The following is a 12,455-nucleotide window of genomic DNA, read 5'->3' as shown; positions in this document are numbered from 1 at the left end:
ACGGTGGTGTTGCCCCGGGGTCCGGCCGGTCGGCCCAGGGGGGACCTCAGGCATGAGCACGGCTTCCAGCGACGCGGCGACCGACCCCGCCGTGCCCGGCGAGCCCGACGGGCAGCAGAAACGGCCGCGCACGATCCGCCGGCCCACCCTGCCGGACGGTGTACGACCGTACCTCGCTCCGTTGCTCCTCTACGGGGTGACGAAGCTCGTGGGGTTGACCGTGTTCGCCTGGCTCCTGGAGTGGGCCGACGACTACCAGAAGAAGAACCCGCGCTTCGGCGGCGGCGCCCACTGGTGGGACGTGCTCGCCACCTGGGACGGCTGGTGGTACCTCCAGGTCGCCGAGAAGGGCTACGAGCCCCGGCCGCTGGAGCAGCTCGCCCCGGGCGGCCTGTTCACCGTCAAGCAGAACTCCGTCGCCTTCTTCCCTCTCTACCCGGGCCTGATCCGGGGCGTCTCCGAGATCACCGGCCTCGGCCTGTACGGCTCCGGGATCCTGGTCTCGGTCCTCGCCTCCTTCGTCGCGGCCGCGGGGATCTACGCCGTGATCTCGACGCTCGCGGGCGTGCGGGCGGGCACGATCGCCGCCGGACTGTGGGCGGTGGCGCCCGGCGCGGGCGTGGAGTGGGCGGTCTACTCGGAGTCCGTGTTCGTCGCCCTCGCGGCCTGGTGCTGCTACTGCGTGATGAAGCACCGGTGGATGGCGGCGGGGCTGCTCGCCTTCTTCGCCGGGCTGAACCGGCCGACCGCCGCCGCGCTCATCGGCGCGGTGGGCCTCGCGGCGATCGTGACCCTCGCCCGGCGGGAGAGCAGGCGCGAGCACGGGATCGCCGGTCCCCTGTACGCGATGTTCGCCGCGCCGCTCGGCCTGCTCACCTACATCACCTGGGTCGGCCTCAGCATGGGCGACCTCACCGCGTATTTCACGCTCCAGCGTGAGGGGTGGGCGCACAAGTTCGACTTCGGCGCCTACACCCTCGACGTGCTGGGCAACACGGCGGTCGGTCGCCACGACTATCTGTTCGCCTTCTCCGTCCCGGACCTGCTCGCCGTGCAACTGGTGGTGGCGCTGCCCTTCCTGGTCGCGCTGATGCTGGGCAGGAAGCCGCCGCTGGTGCTGGTCGCGTACACGCTGGCGTCGATCCTGACGGTGCTGGGCACCCAGCAGATGTTCGGCAACACGGGGCGGTACCTGCTGCCGGCGTTCCCGCTGCTGCTGGCCCCGGCGGCCGCGATGAGCCGGCTGAAGTGGCCGAGCGTGGCGGTGTTCTTCGCGACGGCGTCCGTGGCGTCCGGGTGGTACGCCCACTATGTGATCTTCGAGCTGGGCATTCCGTAGGCCGGCCCCTCTGAAAGCGGCGGCTCGACGGGCTCTGCGGACTCAACGGGCTCTGCGGTCGGCTCCGCGGGCGGCCCGTTCGGCGGCGAACACGTCCTCCAGGCGGAAGAGCTGGGCCCGGCCCGCTTTTCCGGCCGCCTTGAGGTGGCCCAGCTGGACCCACTTGCGAATGGTCGCGGGCGCGACACCGGCCTCCTGGGCGGCGAGGGGTCCGGGGATCAGGGTCGGCAGCGGGGTGTTCGTCGGGCGTGACGCGCTGGTCGGGCGTGGAGTGCTGGTCGAGCGTGGAGTGCTCGTCGGGCGTGGGGTGCTGGTCAGGCGTGGGGTGTTGCCGCCGGTCATGCGCGCTCCCACTCCCTCTCGTCCCAGGTGTGCCGGTAGGCGGGGTCGTCGTGGCAGCCGCAGTCCGGCTCGGAGCAGCGGCAGGCCGGGTTGACGCACAGGACGGCGCCGCGGTCGGGGAACGCCCGCAACGACACCGAGTCGCACCAGGGGCACCGGCCGGAGACCCGTACGACGGTCTCGCTGTCGCCGAGCGCCCGCGCGCAGCGGCGCGCCATCCGCCGGGTCTCGTCCCGCACATGGGCGGCCAGCACGGGGTCGGCGGCGATGCCGTCGAGCAGCGAGGCGATACGACGCAGCCGCTCGGGCACGGGCGCACGGCGCGGGCGGGTCAGGCCCAGGCGGTCGCGCACGGCCTCCTCCAGTTCGACCACGCCGTCGGTGATGTCCCGCAGGGCGTCGGAGACGTGCAGCCGCAGCGGGGCCGCACTGTGTCCGAGGGCGACGAGCCCGTGCCGCTGCTGAAGGAGCAGCGCCTCCTCGCGCTCCTCGCGCAGCCGGGCGCCGAGGTCGGCGGGGGGCCGGGGCACGGCCGCCGGACGAGCGGCGGGGGCGGTGCGGCCGGGGACCAACTCCCTGGAGAGTTCGGGGAACTGCTGGAGAAGGGTGGTGATCCAGAGGGCGGCCTGGGTTGCGGGGTGGGGGGCCGAGGGGGCCGAGGGGGCGGAGGGGCTTGCGGGGGTGGCCGGGCGGGAGGCCGCGGGGGTGGCGGGGTGCGGGGCCGGGTGGGCGTGAGCGGGCTCGGGGGCGATTCGGGAAGAGGCCGGGTGGGCGGACGGGTGGGCGGTCTGGTGCTCGTCAGCCACGGAAGCCTCCCGGGAGGAGGTGGGCGGGGAGCGGGACCGGGCGGCCCGAGCGCCAGAGGCGGCCGCCGCAGACGCCGTCGAACCAGTTCTCGGCCGGCGCCACCGTCTCCTCGCAGGCGCTGCGCACGGCGCAGGCGGCGCAGGCCCGCAGCGCGGGGGCGGCCTCCTTGGCCTTCTTGGAGAAGACGACGCGCGGGGAGAGCCCGGCGCAGGCGGCGGCGGTCTGCCAGCCGACGGCACGGGACGGACGTACGCGATCCGGTTGATCCGCTCGTCCCAGCCGGTCCGGCTGGACCGGCTGGACCGGCTGGACCGGCTGGACCGGCTGGGACGGTGGGCAGGAGTCGGCTGTGGGCGTGGACATGGGACCCCCCTGTCGGTTCGGAGAACGAGCTTGAAACGAACGCACTCCAGACTTACAGATTGCGTGCGCGCTCGCAACGAATTTACGGACGACCGGACTCCGCGATTCCCCTCGAATCTCCATGAACGGCGCGAATTTTCCTCAGTGCTTGCACGCGAGCACGTAATTCCGTGCGCGCAAGCAAGCTAAGCTCTTGCCACCCCCGAAGGAAGTGAGCAGAGATGACCACCCAGGATCTGGACGCGTTCGCCGCGTGGGTCGAAGCCCTGATGCGCGACCGCGGCTACGACATCGACAGTCCACGCGGCGGCGGCAAGTCGCGGATAGCGGACGAGGCGGGCGTGCACCGCGCGGCCGTCACCCGCCTGCTGCAACGCCAGAGCATGCCGGACCTCGAGACCACGCGCAGGCTCGCGCGCGTGCTCGGCGTCCCGGTCCGCGACATGCTCATCCGCTCCGGCCGGCTGACCGCCGAGGAGCTGTCCGACCCGCACGACTACCTGGCCGCACCCGCACCCAGCGCGGAGTTCGGCCGTCGCCCCACGCTCGAGGAGGTCGCCGACCTGCTGGGGGTGCCCGCCGACCGGCGGGAGATGTTCGTCCGGGTGGTGGAGCAGTTCCTGCCCACCGAGGCGGAGGCCGCGGGGCCGCCGGGCCCGGGCCGCGAGGAAGGGCGCGTGCTGGCGGAAGCGGCGGCGGGGACGTCCGCCGCCGACTGACACCGGCGCACCGATCCGCCGCGACCGGCCTACAGCCGACCCGCATCCGACCTACACCTGACATACAGCTGACCTGCAACGGCCGTTTCGATCGACGGGCACCCGTGGGCCGACGGGAGCTCCGTTCGACGACGGCGGCCGGGGCATGCACGGTATGCGCACCCCACCTATGCACGCCCCACCCGCACCACCCTTTGCGCCCGCACCGCCCCTCCCCCACCTCCCCCTCTCCCCCACCTGCGCTCCCCCGCCTCGCGCCGCTCGCGCCGCACCCTCCGCGCCTTCTTGCGCAACCGCCTCGCCGATTTAGTTGCGTGCGCGCACGATCGTCTGTCACAGTTGGTGCAGCGGCGGAGCTGTGCCCGCACCGAAACGGGCCGTACCCGCCGCCGTACGCCGGGCCGAGGCGCCGCGCGCCTCCCCTTCCCGCCCCCGTGCGGCGCCCGCCCGGCGGACTTCCCCTTCTTCCCGCTTCCGGCGAGGTGACCCGGCATGACCACACCCACTCCACCGAGCGCCTTCCCCGACGTCGAGGCTCTGGTCGTCGACATCCTGGAGGCCGACTCGGCGCTCTCCACCGCGCTCGTCGCCGTCGAGCCGCCGGAGGGCTTCGACGGCACGACCGCCGCCGTGCTCGTCAACCGGCGCGGCGGCGCCTGGGTCGGTGAACTCCACGTCGACCAGCCGCTGATCGAGCTGGAGGTGTACGGCCCGACCAAGCAGGCAGCGCACGTCCTGGCCAACTCGGCCCGCCGCGCGCTGATGGCGGCGGCCGGCAACCGCTACGGCACGAACACGCTCACCGAGGTGGAGGAACAGGACGGCCCCCGCTGGCTGCCCGACTACCTCTACCGCGCGGCCAACCGCTATGTGGCCGTGCTCAAGGTGTACCTGGACGTCTACTGACGTACCTCGCGCGGCCGGACCACGTACGCCCCCCTCCGTACGCCCCTCCGTGCGCCCGTCGTACGCCCCTCCGCGCCCCCCAGACCGAAGGCCCCGCCCCTCGCCTCCCCGAGCCGGCGGGGCCTTCGCCGTACCCGGAACCGCCGGATACGGCACCCCGCACCACCCTCACCCACCCTCCATAAGGAGACCCACCCATGGCAGGTACCAACTCCTCCGAGATCCGCATCGCCGGCGTAGGCCGCCTCTACGTCGCCGCCGCCGACACCAAGGTTCCGACGACCTTCTCCACCGACCCGTCCACCGACTGGGCCACCGGCTGGAAGAACCTCGGCTTCACCAACGGCGAGGGCGTCACCTTCAGCAAGAAGGACAAGCTGGAGCCGGTCGACGTGTGGCAGGCCGTCAGCCCGGTGCACTTCGTGTACTCGGACCGCGACCTGACCCTGAAGTTCTCGCTGCTGCAGTTCAACGAGGACACGCTGCCGTTCTTCATGGGCGGCGGCGCGGTCGAGGCCGTCACCGGCTCGACGGGCGTCTACAAGTACGAGATCGCCGACCGTCCGTACGCCGACGTGCGCGCCCTCGGCCTGGAGTTCACCGACGTCCGCGCCAGCGACGGCACCACCGTGACGTACCGCTTCGGCGTCCCGCGCGGCCAGGTCACGGCGGCGGACGACATCAAGCTGGCCCGCAAGTCGCCGGCCCAGCTCGGCATCACCTACACGGCGATGGCCGCCGCCGACGGTTCGGCGCTGGCCAGCTTCGTGATGAAGGACGCCGCGTACGCCGCGTCCTGACCCTTCGGCCACCGGGGTGGGGCGGGTCGCCCCAGGCCCGCCCCACCCCGGGCCCCTTGGCTCATCCCCTTTCACGTACCCGAGGAGCACCCATCACCATGGCCCGTTTCGACGTCAACGCAGCACGCGCCCAGCGCCTCGAAGCGCTCGGCCGCACCTGGTCGTTCGAGCTCGACGACGAGAGCTTCACCCTGCCCACCGAGCTGACCCGCGCCACCGCGAAGGCGCTGCGGGAGCTCGACGACAACGACGTGGACGGGCTGCTCGGCCTGCTCATGGGCGAGCAGCAGTTCGCCCGCTTCGAGCGGCACGAGGTCACGATGCAGGACATCGCCGCCATCCTGGAGGCCTACGGCAAGGAGACAGGGCTCGGCCTGGGGGAAGGCTGAGCCTCGTCGGGTTCGTCGACGAACACGCCGAGGCCCTCGAAGCGGACCTGCTCCGCTATTACGGCATCGATCTGCTCGACTGGCACCGTGACCGCCTCTCCGCGCGGCGGCTCGCGGTGCTCGTCAAACACCTGCCGCGCGACAGCGCCCTCAACCGGGACCTGCACGGCGAGGCCGCCGACTGGTCGGTGACCGATCATCTGCTGGCCGCCACGGTGGACCATCTGGCGGCGGCGAACTGGATGTTCCTGTGCGTCAACTCCGAGGACGGCGACCAGCCGGAACCGCCGGCGCCGGTGCCGCGCCCGGACGGCATCGCGGCGGAGGAGGAGCGGGAGGCGGATTCGACGGAGGAGGAGTGGGACGGGGACGCGCTCTCCTCCGCGCCGGGACCCGGAGCGGGACCCGGAGCGGGAGCGGGAGCGCAGGCGCCGTCGGCCGTCCGGGGGTCCGGCGACCGCGGTGACGCGACACCGTCCCCGGTCCAGTTGGCACGGTTCTTCGCCTGACCGGTACGGCGAACCGCCGCTCAGTGTCCGCCCGGCGTCCCCGGCTCGTCGTCCCGGCGCCGTACGGAGGCCCGGCCCTCCAGCTCGTCGGCGAGGGCCCGGGCCCGGTCGGAGAGACGCCGGCGCTTCTCGGCTCGGGCGGCGGAGCGCTCCGGCTGCTCCTGCGCGATCCGCTCCACGGGATCCGACCGACGCTCCTTGTCCCGGCCCGCCCCCGCCTCGCCCGACCGGGACAACGGGGGCACACTGGGCCGCCCGTTGCGCCGGACCACGGGCCGCCGCCCGGACGACGAGGGCGAGGCGGAAGCGGGTGCCGACGCCGACCGCTTCTCGCGCACCTCACGCGCGGAGAGCAGGATCTCGCCGGAGGAGCCTCCCGCGGAACCTCCCGCGGAGCCCCCCGGGGAATCCGCGGAGGAACTCTCCTCCCTGCGACCCGGGTTCTCCCGGACAACGTTGGCTTCAGGCGCCTGCCCCGGCGCCGGCACCGGTGTCCCGTCCGCCACGGACCGCTCCCGTTCGCCGCGCGCCTCGACCCGCGTCACCTCCGAAGGAGGGCGCAGGAGTTGGACGTACGGCAGCTGGATGACCTCGCCGCCCTGCTCGCTCCGCTCGCCCTCGGACCGGCGGGCCCGGCGGGGGCGGCGGCCGGTGCGGGCGTCCTCCTGGCCCTGGAGGTAGGCGGCGGTGATGCGTTCCTCGTACGCGCGCCGGATGGCGGGGAGCTGTTCGGCGACCACGTCGGCCCAGCCCGCGCTGTAGGCGGCGAGTTCGCGCCGGTCGAGTTCGGCGCGGGGAAGGGTCACCAGCTCGTCCGGGTCGTAGCCCAGGCGCAGGACGAGCTCGGACACGCGGGCGATGAGATGTGGCAGATCGGAGGCCTGTTCCAGCCAGTCGATCACATGGTCATGCCGCGCGTCGCTCGCGTCGCCGTCCACCCCGTTGGTCCTGCTCTCGTCCCCTTGCCCCATCGCGCCCCCCGCGTGAGGACGGCTGCCGTCGCTCGTTCCACCGTCGTCTGGCGGTCCATCAGTTCGCTTACAGCGCCCCGCTGTTCACCGCTTTTCCGCCGACGTGAGAACGGGCCGGATCCTACTCCACGAACCTGGCACAACTTTCGGCGCACCCTGCATCGCCGCAGGTCCGCACCACTGAACGCCGATACGTCCGCGTAGAACGCGGAGGGAACACGGAACGGCGCCACCCGAGTACTCGTACACTAGTTCGAACAGGCGCTTCGAACACCCCAGGAGCGTCGTCTGCACCACAGCCCAGCGGACAGACGGAAAGCAGGCCGACATGGCGACTCGCACGAGCAACTCCCCGAAGCAGCCGATCGACACGTACACCCGCCTCGCCCACCTTCTGCACTCCCCCGCCCCCGACCGCGAGGCCCTGCTCGACCGGCTGTACGAGGAACTGCTCACCCGGGAGTCGCGGGCGTACGCGGCGGGGTGGACGGACGCGCTCTCGGAGGCGCGGCGGCGGCCGCGGTCGTAGCGGCCGAAGGGCCGAGGCATCCCCCTGCTCATATGCCCGCTTGTATGCTTCGGCACCACTCGCATCGCGGCCTCCAGGGGGAGATCGGACTTGAACACGACGCTCGCGAGCACCACGAACTACGGCATTCCGTTCCTGATCGTCGCCCTTCCCTTCGCCGTCACGTCCCTGCTGTTCATCCCCCAGCAACTACGGAATCGGCGGCTCAGGAAACACGGCGTGGAGACCGTCGCCGTCTGCGACGAGCGCATACGGCGCGGCGGTGTGAACGTGGAGAAGCTGAACTGCTCCTTCCGTACGGCCGACGGCGAGGACGCCTGGGCCCTCGTCACCACTCCGAAGCCGGTGCCGCGGGAGGGCGAGGAGTTCGCGGTCGTGTTCGACGCACGCAAGCCCTCGACCGCCGAGAGCAGGTACTACCTCTCCTCGTTCGGATCACGGGCCGGTCTCGTGGTCCAGTCGCTCACCGGCCTGCTGCTCGTGACAGCCGCCGTGGCGGCCGCGCTCTCCTGACGCCCGCCCGACCGCTCGACCGACCGCTCGACCTCGACCGATGCCCTCTCTCGCAGCGCGGGAGGGGGCATCGCCATGTCCGGACCCCGCGCCGCACGAGAGGACCCAGATGACCGACTACGTGAGCCAAGAGGAATTGGGCACAGCCCGATCCGCCATTTCCAAGGAGATCAAGGGGGCGGTAGACGCATACGACGCCGCGCAGGCCGCGAAGGAGCCCAAGTGGGTCAGCGACTGGAAGGGCTACGTCGCCACCGAGCTCAACGGCATCAAGTCGGAACTCACCGTGTTCAAGGCGGAGTTCGTCCCGCTCAACGCCTCCCTTCCGTCGCTCTTCAGCCTTGAGGAACTGATCAAGAAGCAGTTCAGCCTGGACTACAACCAGTACGGCGTCCTCACCCGGCAGACCGGCGACGGCGGCGGTGGCGGCGGCGAGGGACGACGCGGAGCGCGCGGCGAACAGGGCCCTCCCGGCCCGCGCGGACCCGAGGGGCCTCAGGGACGGGAGGGGCGGCGCGGAACCCGCGGCGAACGCGGCCGGGTGGGCCGGCGGGGCCCGCGCGGCGAACAGGGCCGCCTGGGCCGGGAGGGGCCGCGCGGCCCCCAGGGGCCCCCGCCGTCGACCGAGGCGCTGCGCAACGCCACCCGCGACGCCCAGGCCGCCGAGACGGCCCTGCGCGGCGTCGTGACCCAGGCCGACCAGCTGCGCTCCCGGCTCGACGGCGCGTGAGCAGCGTTCCGGGCCCACCGCGATCCGTCCCCGTAGGCCGTTGCCGACACACAGACCGTTGGCGACACCCAGGCCGTTGGAGACGCCCAGGCCGTTGCCGACACATCCGGAGGGTTGAATGTCTCTCGTAAAATCCCTGAGCAGAGCCTCAGGAGCCGTGCAGGACTTCAAGACGAAGGCCTCAGGAGCCGGAACCGCCGCCCAGGGCCTGGGCAGCGCGGGCCAGAAGGGCTCGGGTCAGCTCAAGACCCTGAAATCGGCCGCTCAGGACGCCGAGAAGGAGCTCAAGGGCCTCAAGACCGCCTCCGACCAGGCCGAGAAGTCCGTCGGCAAGGCCGGCAAGACCGGCGCCGCCGCCGGCACGAACCTCGGCAAGTACGAGTCGGGCGCGAGCAAGGCGGCCAAGGGCCAGGACAAGATGAACAAGTCGATGAAGGGCAACCTCTTCGGCATGCTCATGCAGTTGCTGGCGCCGCTCATCGAGAAGGTCGTCGAGATGGCGACCCGGTCGAAGACCATGCAGAAGGTCCTGCAGACGGCCTTCGGCGTCATCAAGTCCGTGATCAGCAGCGTCATGAAGGCCATCGGGCCGATCATGAAGAACGCCGCCAAGCTGATCAAGTCCGTCTGGGACGGCATCAAGAAGGCGATCTCGGTCGTCGTCCAGGCCATCGCCACCGTCATCAAGACCTACGTCAACATCTGGAAGAAGATCATCAGCACCGCGCTGAACGCGATCAAGACGGTCGTCTCCAGCGTCTGGAAGGGCATCAAGGCCGTCATCTCGCCGGTCGTCAACTGGGTCAAGTCCGCGATCCCGAACGCCTTCAAGGCCGTCAAGGACAAGCTGTCCAGCATCTGGGGCGGCCTCAAGGGCATCGCGAGCCGCGCCTTCGACGGCATCAAGAGCGCGGTGAAGGGCCCGATCAACGCGGTCATCGGCATCGTCAACAGCGCGATCGGCGCCCTCAACGGCATCAAGGTGTCCATCCCGGGCTGGGTGCCGGGCGTCGGCGGCAAGAGCTTCGGCGTCAGCCTGCCGAGGATCCCCGCGCTGGCCGCCGGCGGTGTCGTCCTGCCCCGCTCCGGCGGTGTCCCGGCGCTCCTCGCCGAGGCCGGTGAGGCGGAGGCCGTCCTGCCGCTGAGCAAGCTCGACCGGCTGCTGCGCCGGGCCGCCGCCCAGGGCCCGGCGTACGCGGGCGCGGCCGCAGCCGGCGGCGCGCTGCACATCGAGCACTACTACGCGGCCGAGACCAGCAGCCCGCAGCGCACCGCCGACGCGCTGATGTTCCTGGCGAAGGCGCGCGGATGAGCACCGCCGGGAGAACGGCGGGCGGCTGGACGGCCGACCCGCTCGTCGGAGTCGCGCCCTCCCTGCGGGACTTCCGCACCCGGTTGCAGCAGACCGGCGGCGCCCTGGTCACGCTCGGCGGCAGGATCGCCGGCGCCGCCGGCGCGGCCGACCGCATCCGGTCGGCCGCCGACCAGGGCGGCACAGCCGTGCGGGGGGCGAAGGCGAACGCCGAGGCCGCCGCCCGCTCGGTCACCCGGGCCGGTGAGACGGCCACCGCGTCCGCGGCCGGCGTGAAGTCCGCCGGAAGCGGGGCCAAGGGCTCCGGCACGTCCCTCGGCAGGCTGCTGTCGGGCCTCGGCGGCGTCGTGGCCCTCGTCGCCGGGCTGCTCGGCATCGCCGGTCCCCTCGGCGACCTCATGGGCGCCGTCGGCACCGCCATGACCATCGGCGCCGGCGTCATGCTCATCGTCAACGCGCTCACCCGGGCCAACCCCATCGGTTTCGTCACGGGGCTGCTCCTCCCGGTCGCCGGGTGGCTGCTGGACCTGGCGATGAACTCCGAGACGGGTCAGCGGCTGATGGAGCAGCTCGCCACCCTCGTCCTGAAGTACGTCGAGGGCTATCTGACCGTCATGACCCCGCTGCTGAAGGCCATCGCGGGCGCGGTGAACACCTACGTCACCGCCTACCTGGCCGTCGTCACCACCGCGCTCACCGCCGTCGGCGCGCTCGTCGGCACCGGCTTCGCGCTGCTGAAGGCGCTGACCACCGGGGACACCCGGGCGCTCAGCGGCAGGGTGTCGTCGCTGTGGCGGGGGTTCAAGGACGCGGTGAAGCCGGCGCTCGCCTGGATCGGCAAGGACGTCCCCGGGATGTTCACCCGGATCAAGGAGGCCACCGCCCGCACCCTGAACGCGCTGGGGCAGTTCGTGACGACCGGCGCGCAGACCGTCGCCGGGGTCGTGAAGGGGCCGATCCAGGGCCTCGTCGCGTTCGCCAACTGGGTCATCGACGGGCTCAACTCCCTGAGCTTCTCGATCCTCGGCAAGAAGTTCGGCGTACACCTGGACAGGATCCCGATGCTCGCGGAGGGCGGCATCGCCGTGCCCGGCGCCTCCCGGCGGGCGGGCAGGGTGCTGCCGCTGACCGCCCTGGACCGGCAGCGGGCGCTGGCCGCGCGACACCGGACCGCATCTCAACTCCCTTACCACGTCAAGGAGTTCCACGAGAGCCACGGCGTCGGCGCCCACGGCGTCGCGACGGACCTGCTCTTCCTGGCATCCGCCCACGCCTGCCCATGACAATGAGGTGAAGGCCCGATGGCCGACCTGACGACAACCGCATACACCGACGATGTGGCCCCCGGCTCACTCATCACCCGCGACGGGCAGATGCAGTGGGCCGGACTGCTGCTCGGCCCCGGCACCCCCTACGAGATCGACCGGGGCGGGCTCAGCGGCTGGGAGGACCTGCCGGAGTACGACTCCTCCGACGCCGACCGCCCCACCGCGCACGGCGCCTGGCCCGGCGCCCGCTACGCCAAGCCGCGCAAGATCGGCGGCACGGTGTGGACCGTACCGCCGCAGGACGACACCGCCTCCTCGCTGACCACGACCCGCGCCCTGCGCCAAGCCCTGCTCCTGGGCGACCAGGAGCGGTGGCTGGCGGTCCGGCTGCACGGCGAGACCCTCGCCGTGCGCGCCCGGGTCAGCCAGCGCGTGCTGGCCGCCGACCGGACGTACACCACCCAGGGCGTCTCCCGGGCGGCCGTGCAGTGGTACGCCACCGACCCGCGCCGCTACTCGGTCACCGAGCAGACCGCCGTCACCGGCGCACCGCAGCCGGAGAGCGGACTGACCTGGCCGCTGACCTGGCCGCTGTACTGGGGCCAGGCGGCCTCCACCGGCGACGTCAACGCCGACAACGACGGCTCGGCGCCCACCCACCCGGTGATCACCTTCACCGGTCCGTGCACCAACCCGACGGTCACCGACCGGACCTCGGCGCTGCGGCTGCGCTACGAGATCGGGCTCGCCGCCGGCGACGAGCTGGTCGTGGACACCGCGGCCGGCACGGTCACCCTCAACGGCACCGCCTCCCGCCGGCACACCGCGGCCGCGGACAGCAGCCCCGAGGAGCTGTTCGCCTTCTCCCCCGGCCGCGCCCAGCTGGCCTTCCGACCCGACCTCGACGACACCGGCGCCCGGATGACGGTGCGTTGGCGAGCAGCGGAGTGGTGATCCC

Annotated in this window: 15 protein-coding genes and 1 pseudogene; 12 read left to right on the top strand and 4 right to left on the bottom strand. The window is 72.2% G+C overall.

Annotated elements, in window-relative coordinates; translation table 11 throughout:
* Positions 1-52 precede the first annotated feature (52 nt).
* Positions 53-1,339, top strand: coding sequence for a glycosyltransferase family 39 protein (locus OG562_RS25910; RefSeq protein WP_266401750.1), 1,287 nt, complete (start codon positions 53-55; stop codon positions 1,337-1,339).
* Positions 1,340-1,381: 42 nt separating this feature from the next.
* Here the strand turns inward: OG562_RS25910 and OG562_RS25905 are convergent, their stop codons facing one another.
* The 3 genes from OG562_RS25905 to OG562_RS25895 form a co-directional block, all read right to left on the bottom strand.
* Positions 1,382-1,570, bottom strand: coding sequence for a hypothetical protein (locus OG562_RS25905; protein WP_266409519.1), 189 nt, complete (start codon positions 1,568-1,570; stop codon positions 1,382-1,384).
* A 107-nt stretch (positions 1,571-1,677) separates the two neighbouring features.
* A complete protein-coding gene (locus OG562_RS25900) occupies positions 1,678-2,295 on the bottom strand; it encodes a hypothetical protein (protein WP_266409517.1) in 618 nt (205 codons plus the stop codon).
* Between the two features lie 184 nt (positions 2,296-2,479).
* On the bottom strand, positions 2,480-2,851 hold the full coding sequence (locus OG562_RS25895) for a WhiB family transcriptional regulator (protein WP_266401748.1): 372 nt from the start codon (positions 2,849-2,851) through the stop codon (positions 2,480-2,482).
* Positions 2,852-3,072: 221 nt separating this feature from the next.
* Between OG562_RS25895 and OG562_RS25890 the strand changes: the two genes are divergently transcribed.
* The 5 genes and pseudogenes from OG562_RS25890 to OG562_RS25870 form a co-directional block, all read left to right on the top strand.
* Entirely contained in the window at positions 3,073-3,570 is a 498-nt protein-coding gene (locus OG562_RS25890) for a helix-turn-helix transcriptional regulator (protein WP_266401745.1), read from the top strand.
* Positions 3,571-4,062: 492 nt separating this feature from the next.
* Complete coding sequence (locus tag OG562_RS25885; RefSeq protein ID WP_266401744.1) at positions 4,063-4,476, top strand: hypothetical protein; 414 nt, start codon at positions 4,063-4,065, stop codon at positions 4,474-4,476.
* 197 nt (positions 4,477-4,673) lie between these two features.
* Positions 4,674-5,276: a phage tail protein gene (locus tag OG562_RS25880; RefSeq protein ID WP_266401741.1), complete on the top strand. Its 603-nt coding sequence runs from the start codon at positions 4,674-4,676 to the stop codon at positions 5,274-5,276.
* 98 nt (positions 5,277-5,374) lie between these two features.
* Positions 5,375-5,665, top strand: coding sequence for a hypothetical protein (locus OG562_RS25875; RefSeq protein ID WP_054238774.1), 291 nt, complete (start codon positions 5,375-5,377; stop codon positions 5,663-5,665).
* 65 nt (positions 5,666-5,730) lie between these two features.
* A pseudogene (locus OG562_RS25870) lies at positions 5,731-5,973 on the top strand (hypothetical protein); the annotation flags it as partial.
* 221 nt (positions 5,974-6,194) lie between these two features.
* Here the strand turns inward: OG562_RS25870 and OG562_RS25865 are convergent.
* On the bottom strand, positions 6,195-7,145 hold the full coding sequence (locus OG562_RS25865; protein WP_266401737.1) for a hypothetical protein: 951 nt from the start codon (positions 7,143-7,145) through the stop codon (positions 6,195-6,197).
* Positions 7,146-7,473: 328 nt separating this feature from the next.
* On the opposite strand from OG562_RS25865, the gene OG562_RS25860 reads away from it, so the two are divergent.
* The 6 genes from OG562_RS25860 to OG562_RS25835 all read left to right on the top strand — a co-directional run bounded on the left by OG562_RS25860 (position 7,474) and on the right by OG562_RS25835 (position 12,451).
* On the top strand, positions 7,474-7,674 hold the full coding sequence (locus OG562_RS25860) for a hypothetical protein (protein ID WP_266401735.1): 201 nt from the start codon (positions 7,474-7,476) through the stop codon (positions 7,672-7,674).
* Between the two features lie 90 nt (positions 7,675-7,764).
* Positions 7,765-8,187, top strand: a complete 423-nt coding sequence (locus OG562_RS25855; RefSeq protein ID WP_266401732.1) for a hypothetical protein — start codon at positions 7,765-7,767, stop codon at positions 8,185-8,187.
* A 109-nt stretch (positions 8,188-8,296) separates the two neighbouring features.
* Positions 8,297-8,917, top strand: coding sequence for a hypothetical protein (locus tag OG562_RS25850; protein WP_266401729.1), 621 nt, complete (start codon positions 8,297-8,299; stop codon positions 8,915-8,917).
* 118 nt (positions 8,918-9,035) lie between these two features.
* A complete protein-coding gene (locus OG562_RS25845) occupies positions 9,036-10,229 on the top strand; it encodes a phage tail protein (protein WP_266401726.1) in 1,194 nt (397 codons plus the stop codon).
* Positions 10,226-11,512: a tape-measure protein gene (locus tag OG562_RS25840; RefSeq protein WP_266401724.1), complete on the top strand. Its 1,287-nt coding sequence runs from the start codon at positions 10,226-10,228 to the stop codon at positions 11,510-11,512. The genes OG562_RS25845 and OG562_RS25840 overlap by 4 nt, the downstream gene beginning before the upstream one ends.
* 18 nt (positions 11,513-11,530) lie before the next feature.
* Positions 11,531-12,451: a phage tail domain-containing protein gene (locus OG562_RS25835; protein ID WP_266401721.1), complete on the top strand. Its 921-nt coding sequence runs from the start codon at positions 11,531-11,533 to the stop codon at positions 12,449-12,451.
* Positions 12,452-12,455 lie beyond the last annotated feature (4 nt).

This window comes from Streptomyces sp. NBC_01275, from assembly GCF_026340655.1.
GTDB lineage: Bacteria > Actinomycetota > Actinomycetes > Streptomycetales > Streptomycetaceae > Streptomyces.
Note: the sequence above shows the minus strand (reverse complement) of the source record. Positions and strands in the feature narration are given on the sequence as shown.

Excerpts from the sequence above, each read along its gene's own strand:
- OG562_RS25865 (WP_266401737.1), bottom strand. The coding sequence starts at position 7,145 with ATGGGGCAAGGGGACGAGAGCAGGACCAACGGGGTGGACGGCGACGCG.
- OG562_RS25880 (WP_266401741.1), top strand. The coding sequence starts at position 4,674 with ATGGCAGGTACCAACTCCTCCGAGATCCGCATCGCCGGCGTAGGCCGC.
- OG562_RS25890 (WP_266401745.1), top strand. The coding sequence starts at position 3,073 with ATGACCACCCAGGATCTGGACGCGTTCGCCGCGTGGGTCGAAGCCCTG.
- OG562_RS25840 (WP_266401724.1), top strand. The coding sequence starts at position 10,226 with ATGAGCACCGCCGGGAGAACGGCGGGCGGCTGGACGGCCGACCCGCTC.
- OG562_RS25835 (WP_266401721.1), top strand. The coding sequence starts at position 11,531 with ATGGCCGACCTGACGACAACCGCATACACCGACGATGTGGCCCCCGGC.
- OG562_RS25885 (WP_266401744.1), top strand. The coding sequence starts at position 4,063 with ATGACCACACCCACTCCACCGAGCGCCTTCCCCGACGTCGAGGCTCTG.
- OG562_RS25895 (WP_266401748.1), bottom strand. The coding sequence starts at position 2,851 with ATGTCCACGCCCACAGCCGACTCCTGCCCACCGTCCCAGCCGGTCCAG.
- OG562_RS25850 (WP_266401729.1), top strand. The coding sequence starts at position 8,297 with ATGACCGACTACGTGAGCCAAGAGGAATTGGGCACAGCCCGATCCGCC.
- OG562_RS25860 (WP_266401735.1), top strand. The coding sequence starts at position 7,474 with ATGGCGACTCGCACGAGCAACTCCCCGAAGCAGCCGATCGACACGTAC.
- OG562_RS25875 (WP_054238774.1), top strand. The coding sequence starts at position 5,375 with ATGGCCCGTTTCGACGTCAACGCAGCACGCGCCCAGCGCCTCGAAGCG.
- OG562_RS25845 (WP_266401726.1), top strand. The coding sequence starts at position 9,036 with ATGTCTCTCGTAAAATCCCTGAGCAGAGCCTCAGGAGCCGTGCAGGAC.
- OG562_RS25910 (WP_266401750.1), top strand. The coding sequence starts at position 53 with ATGAGCACGGCTTCCAGCGACGCGGCGACCGACCCCGCCGTGCCCGGC.